This window comes from Paraglaciecola hydrolytica (assembly GCF_001565895.1).
Classification (GTDB): domain Bacteria; phylum Pseudomonadota; class Gammaproteobacteria; order Enterobacterales; family Alteromonadaceae; genus Paraglaciecola; species Paraglaciecola hydrolytica.
This window is the reverse complement of sequence record NZ_LSNE01000009.1, coordinates 320,731-339,520: the sequence shown is the minus strand read 5'-3', so window position 1 is coordinate 339,520 and position 18,790 is coordinate 320,731. Positions and strand designations below refer to the sequence as shown.

Below are 18,790 nucleotides of genomic sequence, written 5' to 3'. Positions count from 1 at the left end.
TGTCAGCCAGCTCCTGCAAAAACACCACTTGAGCACCTTGGCTTTCAACCGCAATATCAGCGGCTTTTAATTCTGCCACTACTGCTGGTAAATCTTTGTTATAGGCACTTTCGCCCATAATGTCGTCACGCGTCAGAGTGACGTTTAATTTATGGTAAACCTCTTCGCTATGTTTAATGGAAATTGCTACAAAGGTTTCCCATAATGCTAAGCATTCAGCATCGCCACTTTGCAATTTAACTACATTTTCTCTAGCGCGGTCGGCAAAGCCTTCTTCATTATCAAACCGTACTTTGGCGGCACGATAAAAATCTTCAAGATCAGACAATGCGGCTTCCGCAACGCCAGTTTCGGCAAGTTTGTCGTTTAAATGAGTGATCAACATACCAAACTGCGTGCCCCAGTCTCCCATGTGATTCTGACGTACGACTTTGGCGCCCATAAACTCTAGGGTTTTAGTCACGGCATCACCAATAATGGTGCTACGTAAATGACCTACGTGCATTTCTTTGGCAAGGTTGGGCGCTGAATAATCTACCACTACGGTTTGCGGCGCATCCGGCTCTATGCCTAAACGAGCGTCGGCGTTGGCTTGAGTTAACTGTTCAGACAACCAAGCTGGACTTAAATGAATATTAATAAAACCCGGGCCGGCGATTTCCAGTTTTTCAACTTCGTCATTAAGCTCAATCACATCAATGATCTTTTGCGCCACATCACGAGGCGGCAATTTCATGGCCTTTGCCAGTGCCATTGCACCATTAAATTGGTAGTGACCAAACTCAGGGCGCGTACTGCGACTTAAAGGCAACGATGCATCGGCCGGTGCGCCAATTTTGGCAACGGCTTGTTTAAATTTTTCTACTAAAAAACGCTGTAAATTCATATTTGTATTTCGCTTTATGCTGGCTACCAGTTTTATTGTTCTTTGGGCTTAATGGGCTCTGGTCTTAATGTTCTCGGGTTTTAAGAAATTGAATGTCGGGATAACGTTCTTGGGCTAAGTTCAAATTAACCATAGTCGGTGCGATATAGGTTAGGTTATCACCACCATCCAGGGCCAAATTCACTTCGGCTTTATTGCGAAACTCCTCGAGTTTACGTTCGTCTTTACACTCTACCCAGCGCGCCGTAGATACGTTAACGTGCTCGTACAAGGCATCCACGTTATATTCACCTTTTAAGCGTGCAACAACTACATCAAACTGCAATACCCCCACAGCCCCAACTATTAAGTCGTTGTTTTGCAGTGGACGGAATACCTGCACAGCGCCTTCTTCAGATAACTGAATAAGCCCTTTGAGTAATTGCTTTTGTTTAAGTGGGTCACGTAAACGAATGCGTTTGAACAATTCAGGAGCAAAGTTAGGAATACCAGCAAAGCGGTAGTTTTCACCCGAGGTAAAGGTATCACCAATCTGAATTGAGCCATGGTTATGCAAACCAATAATATCGCCAGCATAAGCTTCTTCGAGTAACTCACGATCACCGGCTAAAAAGGTTAAAGCGTCAGAAATACGTACTTCTTTGGCGATACGGCTTTGGAACATCTTCATGCCCTTTTCGTATTTACCCGACACAATACGACAAAAAGCAATACGGTCACGATGTTTGGGATCCATATTGGCTTGAATTTTAAACACAAAACCACTGAATTTTTCTTCACTCGACTCAACCTGACGCTCTGAAGTATTGCGACCTTGTGGTTTAGGCGCCCATGCATTCAGGCCATCGAGCATATGATCCACGCCAAAGTTACCCATGGCGGTTCCAAAAAATACCGGAGTTAATTCACCGGCAATAAATTCATCGTGATTAAATTCATGGGATGCTCCGCGCACTAATTCAAGCATGTCACGTAGTTCTTGCGCGTAAATGCCGATGGCTTTATCCAGTTCAGGGTTATCAATGCCCTTAATGGCGCGCACTTCCTGAATGGTGTGACCTTGGCCGGATTTATATAAAAAGGTCTCATCACGCAGTAAGTGATAGACACCTTTAAATTCTTTACCCATACCAATGGGCCACGTAATAGGCGCACATTTGATATTGAGGATGTCTTCCACTTCATCTAACAAGTCGATAGCGTCGCGGGTATCACGATCCATTTTGTTCATAAAGGTGATAATAGGCGTGTCACGTAAGCGGGTGACTTCCATTAGTTTAATGGTACGGGCTTCAACCCCTTTAGCGGCGTCAATTACCATTAAACACGAATCCACTGCCGTTAAGGTACGGTAAGTATCTTCCGAGAAATCTTCGTGTCCTGGAGTATCCAGTAAGTTAACTAGGCACTCTTTATAAGGAAACTGCATGACCGAGGTAGTAATCGAAATACCCCGTTCTTTTTCCATGTCCATCCAATCTGATTTAGCATGTTGGCCAGACTTTTTGCCCTTTACGGTTCCGGCTTTTTGTAGGGCGTTGCCGTACAACAAAACTTTTTCGGTAATGGTGGTTTTACCGGCATCGGGATGCGAAATAATCGCAAAAGTACGGCGTTTATTAACTTCTTGCTGAAATGACATGGACTCTAAACTCAAAAATAATGATTCATATACTAATTGGGCGCGGATTATACACGAATTTGTGGTTTTGACCTCCCTTGATGCCATGGGAACGGTAATCTGTTGATTATCAACTTCTAGGAAGTTACAACTAGGCAGTAGTTGCACAAAATAGGTATAGCTTATTGAAATATTTTAGATTAATTGATGAATAAGAAGTGATATCGATAGTGCATTGTCAAAATCATTATTCCTGTTTACAGTGGTAGTTCCCCAAGGGTATTAAGGGTTAAAATTGCCTTCCATTCTTTGCTCTAAAAAAGCTTATTGGGCTTTATTTTATGGTGTTATCGCTATTGTGATGACGTCTTGTCAAAAGGCCGACAGAATAAGCCCGGCAAAATTAAGCATTGAATGGCAAATCGATGAAAGTGGCGAAACACCGAGCACTCCGCTATTTACCCGCATCACCGGCACAATAGACACGGCTGAAACTCAACCCCCTCTAAAGCTAAAGTTACACCTTACAAAATCTATGGATAGCCTAGATTATTTAGCGCTACACCTAAATGGCAAGCTACTATTTTCACAATCATATTATGGGGCCTATATTGAAGGCTTGTGCATTAATCCTACCATCGTAAGTCCGGTATTTTTTATTGGCAGCCAAGATGAAAGAGTGGGTATTTATTATCATCACGTATTAGGCATCAATCAGCAGCAACAGTGGCAAACAAGCTCCTTACCTGGCAGTCAAGATGATTCTATTATTGAGAGTTATGTTACCTGTAAAAATGGGCAAAATTCGGATTGGAAAACCTATAAACAAGGCAATGGTCAGCCCTGCACCTGTACATTTGAACACGATATTTTTGCCTCCTCAGAAAAAGAAAAGTGGCTAAGTGTATTACCTGAAAATTTAGACAAGGCTAATCCCCTGCCCGCAGATTTTGTAACAGGCGAGCCCTCTACACTAGAACTGAAACTCATCGAACAGCAGGATGAAATCAATCAACTCATTGTTAATGCTTTGTCTGATGACAGCTACCAAACCAGCCGTTTTAAGCTAGGCACACATACTTTTATCAACCTAGTTCTGGAACAAGATGTCTATGAAAATTTAGGCCTAAGCCTCATCCAAATAGATCAACTATGGTATGCATGGACATTGGCTGGAGATAGTTCTAAAGGTTTTCATCCTATCCGTGACATCAGCCTACTTGGGGATGGCAAACTTGAGATGCAAATGTGTATTAGTGATTGTGACTGGAGGGGCCAAGAGGCTTTGGTAGAGCTGGATCTTAAACAACTAAGTGTGCGTTATATTGAGTCAGCAAATGATTAGACAAATTACTTTCTAAAAAATCGTGACGCCTGTGCATCCACTTCAGCTTGGGTGCCATAACCGGTAAAGAGGCTGTCGTATTCAAGTTCCAATTGGTATAAGGCTTCACAATCGTAGGCTGGGATATCGCCGCTGAGGGCAAGGTTATAACAATAAGTAGCGAGTATTTGTAGCTCAACAAAACCAGTATCAAGAGCCTTTACAACTTGCTGTTTAAACAGTGGCCACCACAGTTCTGCTGTAGCTTTACCCGGCACATTAGCTAACAGAGACATTGCCTGACTCGCCGTTTTACATAGTGCTAGCTCTGCCAACCAATCATCTACTTCATCAGCATGGCTAATTAAAGCATCAGCCCAATCCACAAGGTATTTAACATCAACTAATCCGATACAAACAGCATGTTTCAAGGCACAAGCTTGGGATTTAATTTCTTGTTCAATCATGATGTTTTCAATTAATTATTACGTTGTTGTGCAAAAAAGCCTGACGCTCTGGCTCGGGGAATTTTTCGATGGCATAACGTAACATGGTACGTGGCATCTGTTGATAATGACGAGTTAAAAAGCCTAGTTCAACCTGCTTATCTCTATTACCAACTTCTCTCAACATCCACCCTACAGCCTTATGCATCAAGTCGTGACTGTCATTAATTAATAACTCAGCCAAGGCTAAGATATCAGTAAAATCCTTAAGGCGAATAAAATGTAAGGTGGCAATAACGGCAATGCGTCTGTCCCACAACAAATCTGATTTGGCTAAGTCATATAACACAGCGCGCGGTTTGTTTTGCAGATATGGGCCGACAATCAAATAGGCTGAACAATCCACCAAATCCCAGTTATTAATAAACTGGCTATGTCGTAAATAACACTCAAATACCTGCTGTTTTACCTGTGCATCAGCGCTTTTGAACTGCTGTACCAATAACAACAAGGCGCACATTCTTACTTCGTGCCAATCTGAGTGCAGTAATTCAACCGCATCATCTAAGGTCGCGTGTTTAAAATTTTTAACCGTTTGGCGAAGTTGCGGCATAGTAATGCCTAAAAACTGGTCACCATGGCCATACTGCCCTTTTGCTGTTTTAAAATAACGCAGGGAGTTTTGCGCTTTTAGAGGGTCGGCCAAGGCTAATAAGGCAGCTAAAATTTGTTCGCCGTTATTCAATATTTTCACCTAAGTCAGTCGACATTTTTTGCATGTGAAATTCATATTGGTCATCACCAACTGTCTTAAAGCCCATCGCAAGATAGAGCTTCAGCGCGGGGTTGTGTTTCAACACGCTTAGTACCGCTTTTTTATGTGCTGTGTTAACCAACAAATGCTGCAAAATTTTACGCCCTAAACCTTGACCCTGGTAACGTGGCTCGAGTTGAATCTGTTTTATATCCAGTTGTCCTTCTTGGCAACTGAACTTCAGCAGACCCACTTTTTTATGATCTAGCCATATAATATGCGCACATGAATAATCTTGTTGCAGTCGCAGCAAATGTTGTTCTGCTGAATAAAACAAGCCTTCACGCTCTAGATGTTCCACCATAGTGTGCTGGCGTAAACTCAGAAGATAAGCTTGATCTTGCTCGGTGGCTTGAATAAAACGAATATTCAACTCAGCTCCTTATAAAAATCAGTATTCTTATGCGGCTGTTACTGAGCTTACACTTCACAACAACGCTGAATTTCATCTATTTTACAGGTGATCACAGTGACATTTTCATAGCCAACACGTTTTAACTGCTCTGCACCTAAAGCTGCTCGGGCTGAGGTTGCGCAATGCAGATAGATTGGCCGCGTTGGATCTTTTTCTAACTCCATCATTTTCATTTCAAGTAAACCGCGCGGGATATTAATCGCGCCTATTGCTGGCGTTATAAGGTGCTCAGCAGGTTCACGAACATCAATTAACAAACCCTTGTTCTGCTCACGCTCAGTGGCAGCAGTTTGCGCATCGATACAACGAATATTCTGTTTTACTTGTGCGATCAAATCGCCAACAGCTAGCAACATAACTTACTCCTCAAAACCTAGTTTTTTTAAAATTGTGATCATCGGACACCAGCACGTAAAGGCCGATTGAATTAAGTTGAGTCCGATAAATGCACTAAAATAAATCCAGTTTGGATGAACCAAAACTGTTAATGCCAAAGATAACAATATCATCGTTCCAGCAATTAAACGTAAAGCGGCTTGTAATTTCATTCTATTTTTCCTGTGTTAATTTTCAGCTATATTAGCCCCACCTAATATTAGAATCAACTAATATTAGCTTTTTCTAATATACAGTCTATAATAGCGCCTAAATAGCCCTTGAATATCACAACAGAGGTGTACTTTGGAACTAGAACAATTAGCCAGCAATGCCGAACAAGCCGAAGCCTTTATGAAGATACTGGCGAATAAAAATCGCCTGATGATCTTATGTAGTTTGCTCGACAAAGAATGCAGTGTATCTGAGTTAAACCAGTGTGTACCGCTGGGCCAATCGGCTTTATCTCAGCATTTGGCGGTATTGCGCGAGCACAAATTGGTTGGTACCCGCCGTGAAGCGCAAAGCATTATGTACTCGGTGAGCGACCCCCGAGTAAAACAAATCATTGAGAAACTCTATGAGTTTTTCTGTGCTGTTTAACGTATTTTTTGGAGATCACTGTGTCTGAACCACAATATTCACATCCCTTAGATAAAGCGGTGCGTTATGCTTTAAAAGGCGGACTACCGCTATTTTTATTCATTTTTGCCTTAGTCGCGGGCATCATTGCCTTGCAAATGACACCCCGCGAAGAAGAGCCACAAATTGTGGTGCCGATGATAGAGGTCATGGTAGATGTACCTAACTTAACTGCACGGCAAGTTGAACGACAAGTCACTACCTCTCTCGAAAAACTGTTAACCCAAATATCCGGCGTTGAACACGTTTATTCCACTTCACTAGATGGCAAATTATCGGTAGTGCTGCGTTTTTTTGTAGGGGAAAACCGCGAAAACGCTTTATTGAATACTTACAACAAGCTTTACGCCAATCAAAATATTATTCCTGCTGTCGTCACAAATTGGCTGCTAAAACCGGTTGAAGTTGATGATGTGCCCATTATTACGCTGGGTTTAGTCAGCAGCAATGAGTCGTTGTACAACGATGTGGCCCTGCACCGTATTGCCCAAGAAGTATCAACCCTGTTGCAAGGTATTGAAAACACCAGTGAAGTTAAAGTAGTGGGTGGACGCGAGCGTAAAATCCAAGTTGAGTTAGATATTACTGCCCTGGCGGCCCATCAAACCAGTGCACTCAATGTTTACCAGGCCATCCGACAAGCCAACCAACTACGCCAGTCTTCCGCTGTGGTCATTGGTGCCAAGGCAGTATTAATCGAGTCAGGCGACGTATTACGTAGCATTGACGAGCTTAATAACTTAGTGGTTAATATGATCAACGGCAAAGCCGTATTATTGCAAGACGTAGCAAGGGTGCATGATGCCCAAGCAACCGTCACCGCGTATCAATGGCTCGAATATAGCCATCAAGCCACATTAGCCAGTCAAAGTGACGATAATGCTAAGGCCGAAGACCAAGCCCTCAGCCAGCAAACTAATCCTATGGTAACCATCAGTGTTGCCAAGCAAAAAGGCACTAACGCAGTAAGAGTTGCGGCTGATGTATTGGCAAAAATGGCCGAGTTAAAAACCGAGTTTTTACCCGCCGAAGTGCATTACAAAATCCTACGAGACTACGGCGAAACCGCCAATCAAAAAGTCAACGATCTGACCTCTAGTTTAGCCTTTGCGGTGTTCACGGTAGTGGTGTTTATTGCCATATTCTTAGGCTGGCGAGCCGCTATTGTGGTGGGTTTGGCCGTACCTGTATGTTATGGCCTAACACTAATGTTAGATTTAATGCTGGGTTACAGTATTAACCGCGTCACCCTGTTTGCTTTGATCTTGTCTTTAGGTTTGTTGGTGGATGATCCCATTACCGGCATCGATAACATCAGCCGTTTTCTCAATGCCCCTAAAGGTAAACATAAGGGTAATAAAGCCGAGCGTATTGTAACGGCCATGGCAGAAATCCGCTCACCGCTGATCATGTCCACCATCACCATTATATTGGCCTTTGTGCCACTGGCTTTTATCACCGGTATGATGGGGCCTTATATGGCGCCAATGGCCTTTAATGTGCCCATTAGTGTTACGTTGTCCGGCTTTGTGGCGTTTTTGATTACCCCGTGGTTAGCCTCGCGCATCCTGAAACCCAGTGAATTAATAGAAGAGCCTAGCGAATCATTTTACGATCGTATGCTTAGTCCACTTATCGCCACTAAAAAGCGCGCTAAATTAGGTTTATGGATAGTGTTAGTTTTGTTTATTGCCGCCAGTTTGTTGCCCTTGTTGCGCGGCGTACCGCTTAAGCTATTGCCTTTTGATAATAAAAATGAAATCCAACTGCTGATTGATTTACCCGAATCAAGCACCCTTGAAACTAGCGCGGCCTTAACTCAGCAAGTGATGGATATTGCTAGTACCCTGCCTGAAATAGAACTATTAGCAGCCTATGTAGGTGAAGCCTCGCCCATGGATTTTAACGGCATGGTGCGCCAGTACTATCAACGTAATGCGCCCAACCAAGCCGAAGTTAGGCTGATTTTAGTTGATAAAGAAACCCGTGAGCACCAATCCCATGCAGTGGTATTGCGCCTACGAGAACTGCTTGCACCATTGCAACGTCATGATACCCACATCAAAGTGGTTGAAGTACCACCCGGCCCGCCGGTGTTAAGCACCTTAGTTGCCGAAGTTTATGCCGAGCCTTTTGTTGATTTAGCCACCCAGCAACACGCAGCACATGTATTGATGCAACGTTTGGCTAAAGAGCCTTATGTGGTAGAAATAGACTCCAGCATGACAGCCCCGCAAGACATCGCCCGCTTTGTGGTTGATAAACAAAAAGCCGCACTGTCTGGTATCGCAACCGCAGATGTTAATCAAACCATCAACTTAGCTGTACAAGGTTTAAGTGCCGGAGTGTTTCAACGTGACAATGAAGCCACGCCACTAGAAATTGAATTAAAATTACCTTTTAGCACCGCCAATCAAATCAGTGATTTGGCGGGCTTACCCCTGATTGGCATGCAAGGCATAGCACAACAAGATGCAGGCGTGGGTTTACAAGCCGCGCCCCAACCCATTGTTAATCTAGCTGAACTAGGTAAGTGGCAAACGGTTGAAGTGAGTCAGCCCATATTGCACAAAGATTTACGTCCGGTGATTTATGTTACGGCTGAATTGTCAGGCCGCACGCCTGCCGAAGTCATTGCAGATATAAGTTCAGATCGAATTGTGAGTCAGGAGAGTGCCTTAATAGCGCGTACTAACGCCGCAATGGCTAACCAAGAAGCAAACACAGATTGGCAATCTCGTACTTATTTAAGTTCAGGCGCGGGGATCAATTGGGCCGTACCAGAGGGGGTAAACATAGATTTTGCCGGCGAAGGCGAATGGAAGATCACCATTGATGTGTTTCGTGATATGGGCATTGCTTTTGCGTTTGCTTTAGTGGGGATCTTTTTTGTACTACGCTGGCAAACCAATAGTAGCGGTTTATCGCTCATTATCATGTCGGCTATTCCCTTAACCATCATCGGTATCATGCCGGGCTTTTGGTTAATGAATCAGTTTGGCGAACGTTGGATTGGTGGCGCGCCCGACCCGGTACTATTCACTGCAACCGCCATGATAGGCATGATAGCCTTAGCCGGTATCGTGGTGCGCAACTCACTGATATTAGTTGAGTTTATCACCCTCGCCCGCTCACAAGGTCATAGTATTAAACAAGCCTTATTGGCCGCTGGTACCGTACGTATGCGCCCGGTGCTACTCACCGCTGGCACCACACTGTTGGGAAATGTGGTGATTATTCTCGACCCGGTATTTAGTGGGCTGGCTCTGGCCATCATATTTGGCATTATCGCTTCAACCTTCTTTTCATTATTAGTTGTGCCCATGGTGTATTTTTTAGTTTTTGATAAAGAAGCAAAACCAACCGACTCTGTAGACACTCCACCAACAAGCCTCAACCTTAATTCAACTCAGGAGAACCCAGCATGAACTCGCTAACCTTTCGTAAGGTCGCAGCCCCTATTGGCGCAATACTCATATTAGCTGTTTCCATCGCTTGGATGGCGGGCTTGTTTGACGACAAAGTCGCGCCCCACGACGTTAAGCTGGCTAGTTCAAACCCGCAAAACACGCTACAGGTTAGTCAGAGTAGGGTGCCAAGAATGGAATCCGCTCCCGCTAGCTTAAAAGCCCGGGAGACCACCTTAATATCCAGTCGGATCATGGCGCGCATTGAAAAAATCAATGTACGCGCCGGCGATCAAATCACTCAGGGCAAGCCCTTAGTCGTGCTACAAAACAGTGACTTACTCAGCCAAGTAGAGCAAGCCAAGTCAAAGTTAGACTCCTTACAAGGTTCGATGACTGAAGCAGAAAACGCCTTAACCCGTATGCAAAACTTGAAAAAACAAGGCCTAGCTTCGACTGCCGAACTGGATCAAGCTCAGGCCATGTACACTCGCTTAAGCGGAGAAATCCAAGCCGCCATACAAGGGCAAAAAGAAGCTGAAACCGCGCTGAGTTACAGCACAATTTTGGCGCCAATTTCGGGTCGTATCGTGGATAGAAAAGCGGAACCCGGTAACATGGCAACTCCCGGCCAACCTTTATTAGCATTGTACAATCCAATGTCCTTATTGATTGAAGCCGACGTACGCGAAGCCCTTGCCACCACGTTAAGCCTAGGCCAGCAATTAAGTGTTTATATCGATAGTCTAGACTTACGTATACCCGCCACGATTGCCGAACTGGTGCCCGCTGCCGACCCCAATGCCCACAGTTTTGTAGTTAAGGCAGAAATTCAATTTAATGAACAATCACGCCCTGGCATGTTTGCCCGTTTACAAATTCCAGTAAGTGACGAAACGCTCGTATTAATCCCCCTCTCCTACGTCGAAAGTTTTGGCCAATTAGATCGAGTGTGGGTTGTCAATGACGGGCAACTTAGCCGCCGTTTTGTGCGTTTAGGTGAGGTATTTGCCGAGCAAGTTGAAGTGGTATCAGGCTTACAAGCAGGAGAAATAATAAGTAAATTAGCAGAATAAATACTATTGGCTTGCTGACAAATGCGGCACACTGATGCCGCATTTTTTTAACAAAATTTAGGACTTTTTATGGCAATGCGTGCATATGCAAACTCTTTCCTGATTGGCTCTTCGGTTTTATTGGCCGCTCTTACCTTTAGCACACTTACCTTTGGTGCTGAGACCAATCCACAATGGCCACAGGGCAATAAAGTGGCTATCAGCCTGTCTTATGATGATGCGTTAAATAGCCAATTAGATAACGCCCTACCCGCCTTAAACCAACGGGGTTTAAAAGCCTCATTTTACGTAGTGCCCTTGTCACAAGCCTTTAAAAATAGAATTGAAGAGTGGACGTTACTGGCCAAACAAGGCCACGAGCTCGGCAACCATACCTTGTTCCACGCCTGTCGAAAATCGCAACCCGGCCGCGACTGGGTGCCCGTCCATAACAATTTAGATAATAGACCTGTACTGGCGATGGTAGACGAAGTGACAGTGGCGAATACCCTACTCCGCGCAATTGACGGTGAAACTGTGCATACCCTTACCCCTCCTTGTTATGACCAAATGGCCAAAGACGGCAATTATGTTGAGGCAGTAAAAGATCAGTTTATCGGGGTTAAAGGTAATGAAGATCCTAATTTTGCCAAGCTCATTGCCCCCAGCGATATTAACGCTGAGCAAATTATTGCCTTTATCGAAAAACAGCCAAAAAACATTAAATTGGTCAACGTCTTGTTTCATGGCATAGGTGGGGATCATCTTGTTGTTACCACAGCAGAACATGCTAAATTTTTAGATTACTTAGTGGCTAATCAGGATAAATATTGGGTAGATACCTACCGTAATATTATGTTGGCGCAGCACAAGCGCTAGCAGTGCGCTACGCGCAGTGATGTGTTGCTACGCAACGAGCATGGCCTACGGCCAGTAAGATTATGCACTACGTGCACTTATCGCTGCGCGACCACGTATTCGCTGCGCGAACTTTAGAAGCATCGCTTCGCGACACGGCATGCGCTCCGCTTACGTCATCCATGACGATTTTTCAAACCTCGTCCCGAAGCTTGAAATAAGGCATGGATGCCAGTTCGCGAAGCGAATGCCTGGTCGCGCAGCGATAAGTACACGCAGCGCATGCACTTATCTTATTGTTTATTCCATAGAATACTTTGATTCTTAGCCGGCCCCTATTTGGCAAACCAGAGCATAATATTATCGGTTTTTGCCTCGGATAATTCAGGTTATATTGCCACTATAAATATATTGAAAAAGTAAAGGTGACTATGGATATTCAAGTAAATTTACAAAGTGATTTACGAGAGATCTTGGCACAGATCACACTCGCTGAGGCGATGTCGAAACAAGTACTCACTGTATATGAAGGTTGGTCAATTAAGCGTTTGTCACAGTTTTTTATTAAACATGATATCTCTGGGGCACCTGTTATTGCTGCAGATGATGAATTAGTCGGAGTGGTGACACAATCCGATATTATTCGTTTTGAAAGTAACGAACCCAACAAACAAGACATCATTAAATTGGTTCGCCAACACTACGGCCCTTTTGGTGGCCCGATTAGTGAAGCTGAAGTTCGACGCATTCAGGATCGCGCCAAGGACTATTGCACTGTCAACTCGATAATGACCCCAATAGTCGTTTCAATAGACATAAACAGTAGTTTAGAACAAGCCTATAACATGATTTTGACCCAACAAGTTCATCGTTTGTTTATTACCCAAAACGGCCTGTTGGTGGGAGTATTAACCGCTATGGATATCTTGCGCATACTTGCACAGTAGTTTGATTTTATAGAGGGCTAAACGAGCGTATGTCTTAGATATATTTCAGCAATACAAAGAAATTTATCCTCAAACGGCCTTTTTTTTGGGTCTAAATTAGTTATTATCTGTAGGGTATTAAATAAAAGCAGAATGCAATAACAACGCTATATACGCCCCTTTTGTTTGGGTATAAAACTCAAGTTCATGGTGAAATTTTCAAAGGCCTAAGGTGATGAATATGAGTGTTTTTTTAGAGCTGACAATTAAACGTTTGCGGCTGAAATATGGTGGGCTGGCGCTAATGTTGGTCTTTATGCAAGCTTGCCAATATGGCCTTCATCAAGAACTGAACGTAACGCAAGATAAGCTAAGTCCACTTAATACGCGCTTTAATATAAATCAGCAAGACATAGAGTTGCTTAACGGTTATGCCGAAGAAAGTGCCGCGCCAGACTCAAACACTAAGCTGATAACCCAAGTTTGGGGAACACCAACTAAAACCGATTTGAATGGCGATGGCCAACAGGATGCTGTGTTAATTTTGAGTCAAAATGGTGTTGGCAGTGGCATTTTTTATTATCTGGTTGTGGCGATCCGTGAAGGCGAACATTTTAAAGGCAGTAAAGCTTTTTTGTTGGGTGATCGCATTCAACCCCATGAAGTTCGCGTTGATAAAAATAGAATTACGGTGCAGTTGCTAGACCGTTTGAAGAGTGATGCCTACACAACCTTGCCTTCCATAACAACAGAGCAGCGGTTTGTTTATGATGCCGATACACAGCAACTCATAGCAGTAGAGCCAAACTTTGCCGGGGAAGCCGACCCAGCAAGAATGACCTTAGGCATGAAAACTTGGTATTGGGAAAAAACACAATACAACAATGACTCAGAGCAAAAACCTAAATTGGCACAAAAATTTAGTCTCAAATTTGAAGCCAATGGCAAGGTTTTGATAACCACTGACTGTAACGCTATGCAGGGTGAATTTAGCGTCACGGATAATCAAATCACATTGAGCAAAATGATCTCGACCCGCATGTTCTGTGCAGACTCGCAAGAGCAAGAGTTTTCTAAGATGTTAACAAATGTCAGCTCTTACTTTTTTACGGGGAAAGGGCGGCTTATTTTGGAGCTCAAATACGATAGCGGTTCGATGACATTCTGGTAATGCCAACCACGTAATATGGGAGTCTTGCCATTGAACAACGGCATGACAGCCTAAGGGAAAAAGACCTTGTTGAACTGCTCAAAATCTTAAGTGATTTGCAAAATACCTTTGAACATCAAGACTGTAGCTAAGTAAACTGTAGTCGCTCAGACTTGATAAGCCAGTACTTTGTTTCGACCTGCCTTTTTTGCCTGATATAAAGCCTTATCAGCATTATTTAGCAATTGAGTGACCGATTTTAGTTGGTCGTGATATTGAGCTAAACCTATACTTGTCGTAAAACTAATCGGCTCAAAGCCTTTAATCTCGAGTCGAATAAGGCTGACTTCTTCCCGTAACTTTTGGGCCAGTTCTAAAGCGTTAGTACTATCGGTTTGTGGCAACAATATAACAAACTCTTCACCACCATAACGCGCCAACACATCACTGGCCCTAAGGTTAGCCTGCAAGGTTAAGGCAACTTGTTGCAGCGCCTTGTCACCCACAAGATGGCCATATTGATCATTAATTTTTTTAAAATAATCAATATCCAACATCATTAATGACAAGGGATTATTGTAACGCCGGGCATGTTCAAATAATTCTTTGCCAAGCAACATAAAAATCCGTCGATTGTTGATGCCGGTTAATATGTCAGTAGAGGCCATCAACTTAAGTTCATTTTCATACAAACCGATATTACGACTGAGCACAGACATAATAAAATAGGTCTCTGTCATAATGACAAAAATAACCGACAGGAACAGCGTCTTTTCTGCTGTAGGCGCCAGAACTATCATGGGCGCAGAATGCACACTCAACTCACTCACAAAAAATAGCAAAATGGCCAGTAAACAGAAGGCAAATTTTTCGATCTTATCTTGTTGATTAAACAACAAAAAAACACCAGGAATAATAATCAAATAATAAAAATGAAATCCCGCTGCCTGGCTAAAAACATAAAAACCAAATAAACAAACATGGGCAATCAACACCATAAAAAACCAGCTCTTTGCCAGTCTGTAGAAGTATTTATAGTTAATTAAAACGGGCAAAAAATAACACAAAACAAAGCCCAGATTGGCCAAAGCAATATAACCTTGGTCCAAGGCGAAATGAAAATACAGAGCATAAATAAATGCCACAACACAGGTAATTAGGGCAACAATATTGGTTATTTGGACTTTGGATGCCTCGACAGGATCGAGCCTTTGTGTACCAATCTGCGTAAGGGCAGAAACAAATTTTGGGGTAATCATCATGTTATTATTATTAGGCGTGCTGAGTATTGATACAGAACATAGTTAGGGCTATTTTGCCACAAACTACCCTATAAGTTGTCGTTAATATCCCTGTCATTCAAACTAGGCTCCTAGCCTAGATGTTTAGCCAACTTGAGGGTTTGACGTCTGGCGGGTTTACCTGCATACAACTATTGTGATTAAACTCTGGAGATTCTGCTACTTAGTAGGACTATTTATGCAGCGAGTTCTGAGTAATTTTTGCTGTTCCAACTCTACCAACAAAGAAGTGGTTAATTGTGATTTTTGACACACGCCATTTTCACCTAACAAAAAACGTTGGCCCCACGTAGATAGTTTATCAACATCACCTTTGATGGCTAAATCCAAATGCTGATTTTCTTTATTGTTACCTGTCCACGACCACGCCAGTAAACCCACTTGGTATTGTGCTGCCAAGTTGATAATGGCATCTTCGTCTACTGGAGAGCCCTGATGTTCGTCACCAAATTCACCAACGATCAATGGTAAATCAATGGCTTTAAAATCATCAAAATACTGTTTTACCTTAAGTGCTGTTGGATAAACTTGGTACATGTGCACGCTGTATAAAACATTGTGCAAGGGATCGGCACGAGTAATATCAGGCGCGTGTTTCGCCATTAGACGACCATAATCTTGCCCATAACTTAGGGCATCCACTACCAGCAAATGTTTTAAACCCACTGAACGTAAAGCCTGAATTGCATCAATATGGGGCTGTTTCCAATTGGCTAACTCCCCTTCACCATGTACAGGCTCATTGCCAATATTAATCATCACATAGTCTTCAGAACCTTTAAGCACGTCAACCAGCGATAACCAATAAGGCATGACCTCAGCGATAGAGATAGCCGCAGAATTAGCGCCAAAGCCCGTAGTTTCATGTACTTCCAGCATGGTCACTATGCCTAAAGACTTAGCTTGCGTAATAATAGCTAGTACCTCGTCTATGGAAGTTTTTCGCCAAATATGACCATTACTTAAGACTAACCGAATGGTATTTGCACCATAAGCTGCAGCAGCATTAATCGCTACAGGAGTGTTTTGCGGCAACCATGCATGAGTAACATTAAAACCACTGATGACAAAAGGTTGGCCTTTGCCGTCCATTACCGCTGCACCTTTAACTGAGAATCCCGCATGTAACAGTGGCACAAAGGATAAAAGAGCCAATAAACTAAGCAATAAGCAGCGAGACGTATGCAACAAAACTCTAGATAACATTTGGCCTACCATTTTTTTTTGATGTATTTTTGCGTCCTACTATAGCTCTAATCATTGGAATTGTAAGGCAGCTGCACGTATTCGCCCCGTAAGAGTCCGCTCAATTTAGCTAATTTCCTTACGGTTTCTAAGGATCTTATTTTCACCAATAATACCTAGTACACACATTCGTTTTGATACACAGATGGCAACACAACTAGCCGTAAAAAATCAAACTCAATTATTTCATTACTGACAAGGGATTCCTTAACTGGCTTGGGGTAATGCGTGTAGACTAAATAACAAATGCACTCACACCACAGCAACGATTAAAAAGTATGACGATAGCCTCCTGGTTTATGTTAATTGGTGCCCTAATGTTGAGCATGGGCTTTCTTACTGTGGTGATAAATCGTCTACCTATTACCTCATCGATGTTTTATCTCGCTGTGGGGATCATTGTGGGTCCCACTGGGTTTGCACTTTTCCATTTTAATCCGCTCGAAGAATCTAAGTTTTTGGAAGTTTTAACTGAATGTGCGGTGTTGATTTCGCTATTTGCCGCAGGTGTTAAGATGCCCGTACCAGTAACCTTTCAACGCTGGCGTAGCCCCCTACAATTAGCATTTTTTTCCATGTTTATCACCGTCGCTCTGGTCGCCGCTTTTGCTCATTTGGTACTACAACTACCGCTGGGTGCTGCCGTATTATTAGGTGCCATTATTGCGCCAACCGACCCCGTTTTAGCCACCGATGTGCAAGTGCGTCACCATGGTGACGAAGACCAATTACGTTTTGCTTTAACCTGCGAAGCCGGACTAAACGACGGCAGTGCTTTTCCCTTTGTAATGTTGGGTTTAGGACTATTAGGCCTGCATGAACTGGGTGATTTTGGTGCTCAGTGGTTTCTTATCGATGTCATTTGGGCAACCTTAGCCGGCCTTGCCATTGGCGTATTTTTTGGCTGCTTATTAGGTTATCTAGTCTGGTATGTGCGCAGCTATCGCCAAAAAATATCCGTGTTGCATGACTTTCTCGGACTGGGACTCATTGCCACCGTTTACGGTGTAAGTTTGGTGGTAGACGCTTGGGGCTTTTTAGCGGTGTTTGCCGCCGCCGTTGCCTTGCGACAAATGGAAACCTCACTGGTGCAAAACAAAAGCAAACAGAAAGTAAAAGCCACATTGCAAGATATAACGATTAGCCATGAAAAAAAGGCTTCTTTTCAACATTTAAGCGAAGGTACTTTGGTTTTCAATGAACATCTAGAACGTATATCTGAGTTACTTTTGATCATTTTATTGGGTGGCACACTTTTTATCGATTCTTGGAGTTGGCGAGCGGTCGGATTTGCCGCATTTGTTTTTATGGTGGCACGCCCCTTAAGTGTTTACATCGGTTTGTGGCGCTCAGGCATGCCCATGAAAATACGTGGTATGAGCGCATGGTTTGGGGTGCGTGGTATAGGCTCGCTCTACTATTTAATGTATGCCATTCAACATGGTTTGCCGGAAGATATTGCGCTGGAGTTGATCCACGTCGTATTTATCACCATTACCCTTTCAATTTTTGTCCACGGTTTAAGTGTTAAGCCTTTGGTGAAACAACACGATGAGTCTTCTGATGGCTCCGCAGGACATAAGCGAAGCTAACATTAACTTAAAGAATAATAAGCAGGGCAACATTGGGGATACTTAATTAGACAAACAAGGTCAAATTAAGCATCCTCAAAAACTTTACTAATCATAGTGTTTACTTTTTTGTCCACATTCCAAGGCCCACAGCCTCTTCTAACTAATACCAACGATCCCGACCCAATGGCCATGGTTTTAACAAAATTTGGGGTGCATGGCTACATCACCGCCTTCAGGCAAGCTCCTGAAATTGAAAGCCCAAAAACAACCATCTTTATCTTCTAAAAATTTGAACATTTAAGTGTCTGAACTAAATTCCTACAATACAAAGTAAATTGACGCTGCGGGAAATGGCTAATAACAAAAACGTCATGATGGGAGTTCTTCTCCCCCTGGTTAACGAATCTGCCTTAAGGAATATTTTTGCAGAGTGAAGATGTACAAAATTATATGAGTTTTCCTATTTTGCAGGAGGTGCAGGTGTTTTATGTGGTGTATTACAGCTTTAGTTTTAACACTTAATTACCTTTGCCGGAAAGTTGTTCTATTCCATACCGACGGCCTTGGTTTTGGCTTCTACTTATGGAGCGATGACCTGCTATTCATAATTGCATTTTTTGTGGGTTTTCTTGTCGCAACGGTGGCGATCCCCCCAATGTTTTCTATCGAGTCAATACCTCTAAAGTCACATTTATTGTATAGCTAAAGCAGATGCTCTATCCTGCCGATACGCTGACGCTTAATAATTACG

At 43.1% G+C, this 18,790-nt stretch carries 17 protein-coding genes; 8 read left to right on the top strand and 9 right to left on the bottom strand.

What is annotated here, in order from left to right; all coding sequences use genetic code 11:
- A partial coding sequence (gene argS, locus AX660_RS17220; protein ID WP_068379466.1) for an arginine--tRNA ligase occupies positions 1–886 on the bottom strand: 886 nt, incomplete at its 3' end.
- Positions 887–950: 64 nt separating this feature from the next.
- On the bottom strand, positions 951–2,528 hold the full coding sequence (gene prfC, locus AX660_RS17215; RefSeq protein ID WP_068379999.1) for a peptide chain release factor 3: 1,578 nt from the start codon (positions 2,526–2,528) through the stop codon (positions 951–953).
- A gap of 274 nt (positions 2,529–2,802) precedes the next feature.
- Between prfC and AX660_RS17210 the strand changes: the two genes are divergently transcribed.
- The gene (locus AX660_RS17210; RefSeq protein WP_068379463.1) at positions 2,803–3,852 is read left to right on the top strand and encodes a hypothetical protein; all 1,050 of its coding nucleotides are present in this window, start codon (positions 2,803–2,805) and stop codon (positions 3,850–3,852) included.
- Between the two features lie 5 nt (positions 3,853–3,857).
- Here AX660_RS17210 and AX660_RS17205 read toward each other — a convergent pair whose 3' ends face one another.
- From AX660_RS17205 to AX660_RS17185, 5 genes are read right to left on the bottom strand one after another with little or no spacing between them, the layout of a single operon-like run.
- Positions 3,858–4,298 carry a hypothetical protein gene (locus AX660_RS17205; RefSeq protein WP_068379460.1) on the bottom strand — a complete coding sequence of 147 codons (441 nt, stop codon included), beginning with the start codon at positions 4,296–4,298 and terminating at the stop codon, positions 3,858–3,860.
- 7 nt (positions 4,299–4,305) lie between these two features.
- Positions 4,306–5,022 (bottom strand): DNA alkylation repair protein, encoded by a 717-nt coding sequence (locus AX660_RS17200; RefSeq protein ID WP_201027462.1) that lies wholly within the window; start codon positions 5,020–5,022, stop codon positions 4,306–4,308.
- Positions 5,015–5,464, bottom strand: coding sequence for a GNAT family N-acetyltransferase (locus tag AX660_RS17195; protein WP_068379456.1), 450 nt, complete (start codon positions 5,462–5,464; stop codon positions 5,015–5,017). Before AX660_RS17195 ends, AX660_RS17200 begins: the two co-directional genes overlap by 8 nt.
- A gap of 47 nt (positions 5,465–5,511) precedes the next feature.
- Positions 5,512–5,862, bottom strand: a complete 351-nt coding sequence (locus tag AX660_RS17190; RefSeq protein ID WP_068379454.1) for a rhodanese-like domain-containing protein — start codon at positions 5,860–5,862, stop codon at positions 5,512–5,514.
- A 3-nt stretch (positions 5,863–5,865) separates the two neighbouring features.
- Positions 5,866–6,054 (bottom strand): YgaP family membrane protein, encoded by a 189-nt coding sequence (locus tag AX660_RS17185; protein WP_068379451.1) that lies wholly within the window; start codon positions 6,052–6,054, stop codon positions 5,866–5,868.
- A 133-nt stretch (positions 6,055–6,187) separates the two neighbouring features.
- On the opposite strand from AX660_RS17185, the gene AX660_RS17180 reads away from it, so the two are divergent.
- From AX660_RS17180 to AX660_RS17155, 6 genes are all read left to right on the top strand, one after another.
- Positions 6,188–6,484: an ArsR/SmtB family transcription factor gene (locus AX660_RS17180; protein ID WP_068379448.1), complete on the top strand. Its 297-nt coding sequence runs from the start codon at positions 6,188–6,190 to the stop codon at positions 6,482–6,484.
- Between the two features lie 20 nt (positions 6,485–6,504).
- A complete protein-coding gene (locus tag AX660_RS17175; protein WP_068379445.1) occupies positions 6,505–9,951 on the top strand; it encodes an efflux RND transporter permease subunit in 3,447 nt (1,148 codons plus the stop codon).
- Positions 9,948–11,006 carry an efflux RND transporter periplasmic adaptor subunit gene (locus tag AX660_RS17170; protein ID WP_068379442.1) on the top strand — a complete coding sequence of 353 codons (1,059 nt, stop codon included), beginning with the start codon at positions 9,948–9,950 and terminating at the stop codon, positions 11,004–11,006. Before AX660_RS17175 ends, AX660_RS17170 begins: the two co-directional genes overlap by 4 nt.
- Before the next feature lie 69 nt (positions 11,007–11,075).
- Positions 11,076–11,864, top strand: a complete 789-nt coding sequence (locus tag AX660_RS17165) for a polysaccharide deacetylase family protein (RefSeq protein ID WP_082768978.1) — start codon at positions 11,076–11,078, stop codon at positions 11,862–11,864.
- A 410-nt stretch (positions 11,865–12,274) separates the two neighbouring features.
- Positions 12,275–12,790 carry a CBS domain-containing protein gene (locus tag AX660_RS17160; RefSeq protein WP_068379439.1) on the top strand — a complete coding sequence of 172 codons (516 nt, stop codon included), beginning with the start codon at positions 12,275–12,277 and terminating at the stop codon, positions 12,788–12,790.
- A 220-nt stretch (positions 12,791–13,010) separates the two neighbouring features.
- Positions 13,011–13,940 (top strand): META domain-containing protein, encoded by a 930-nt coding sequence (locus AX660_RS17155; protein ID WP_068379436.1) that lies wholly within the window; start codon positions 13,011–13,013, stop codon positions 13,938–13,940.
- A gap of 146 nt (positions 13,941–14,086) precedes the next feature.
- Here AX660_RS17155 and AX660_RS17150 read toward each other — a convergent pair whose 3' ends face one another.
- Entirely contained in the window at positions 14,087–15,181 is a 1,095-nt protein-coding gene (locus AX660_RS17150) for a GGDEF domain-containing protein (RefSeq protein WP_068379433.1), read from the bottom strand.
- 198 nt (positions 15,182–15,379) lie between these two features.
- The gene (locus tag AX660_RS17145; RefSeq protein ID WP_157884348.1) at positions 15,380–16,426 is read right to left on the bottom strand and encodes a cellulase family glycosylhydrolase; all 1,047 of its coding nucleotides are present in this window, start codon (positions 16,424–16,426) and stop codon (positions 15,380–15,382) included.
- A 317-nt stretch (positions 16,427–16,743) separates the two neighbouring features.
- On the opposite strand from AX660_RS17145, the gene AX660_RS17140 reads away from it, so the two are divergent.
- Positions 16,744–18,057 carry a cation:proton antiporter gene (locus AX660_RS17140; RefSeq protein ID WP_068379427.1) on the top strand — a complete coding sequence of 438 codons (1,314 nt, stop codon included), beginning with the start codon at positions 16,744–16,746 and terminating at the stop codon, positions 18,055–18,057.
- The last annotated feature ends 733 nt before the right edge of the window (positions 18,058–18,790 follow it).

Coding starts and splice junctions, on each gene's coding strand:
- prfC (WP_068379999.1), bottom strand. CDS start 2,528: ATGTCATTTCAGCAAGAAGTTAATAAACGCCGTACTTTTGCGATTATT.
- AX660_RS17205 (WP_068379460.1), bottom strand. CDS start 4,298: ATGATTGAACAAGAAATTAAATCCCAAGCTTGTGCCTTGAAACATGCT.
- AX660_RS17190 (WP_068379454.1), bottom strand. CDS start 5,862: ATGTTGCTAGCTGTTGGCGATTTGATCGCACAAGTAAAACAGAATATT.
- AX660_RS17185 (WP_068379451.1), bottom strand. CDS start 6,054: ATGAAATTACAAGCCGCTTTACGTTTAATTGCTGGAACGATGATATTG.
- AX660_RS17170 (WP_068379442.1), top strand. CDS start 9,948: ATGAACTCGCTAACCTTTCGTAAGGTCGCAGCCCCTATTGGCGCAATA.
- AX660_RS17165 (WP_082768978.1), top strand. CDS start 11,076: ATGGCAATGCGTGCATATGCAAACTCTTTCCTGATTGGCTCTTCGGTT.
- AX660_RS17160 (WP_068379439.1), top strand. CDS start 12,275: ATGGATATTCAAGTAAATTTACAAAGTGATTTACGAGAGATCTTGGCA.
- AX660_RS17155 (WP_068379436.1), top strand. CDS start 13,011: ATGAGTGTTTTTTTAGAGCTGACAATTAAACGTTTGCGGCTGAAATAT.
- AX660_RS17150 (WP_068379433.1), bottom strand. CDS start 15,181: ATGATGATTACCCCAAAATTTGTTTCTGCCCTTACGCAGATTGGTACA.
- AX660_RS17145 (WP_157884348.1), bottom strand. CDS start 16,426: ATGTTATCTAGAGTTTTGTTGCATACGTCTCGCTGCTTATTGCTTAGT.
- AX660_RS17140 (WP_068379427.1), top strand. CDS start 16,744: ATGACGATAGCCTCCTGGTTTATGTTAATTGGTGCCCTAATGTTGAGC.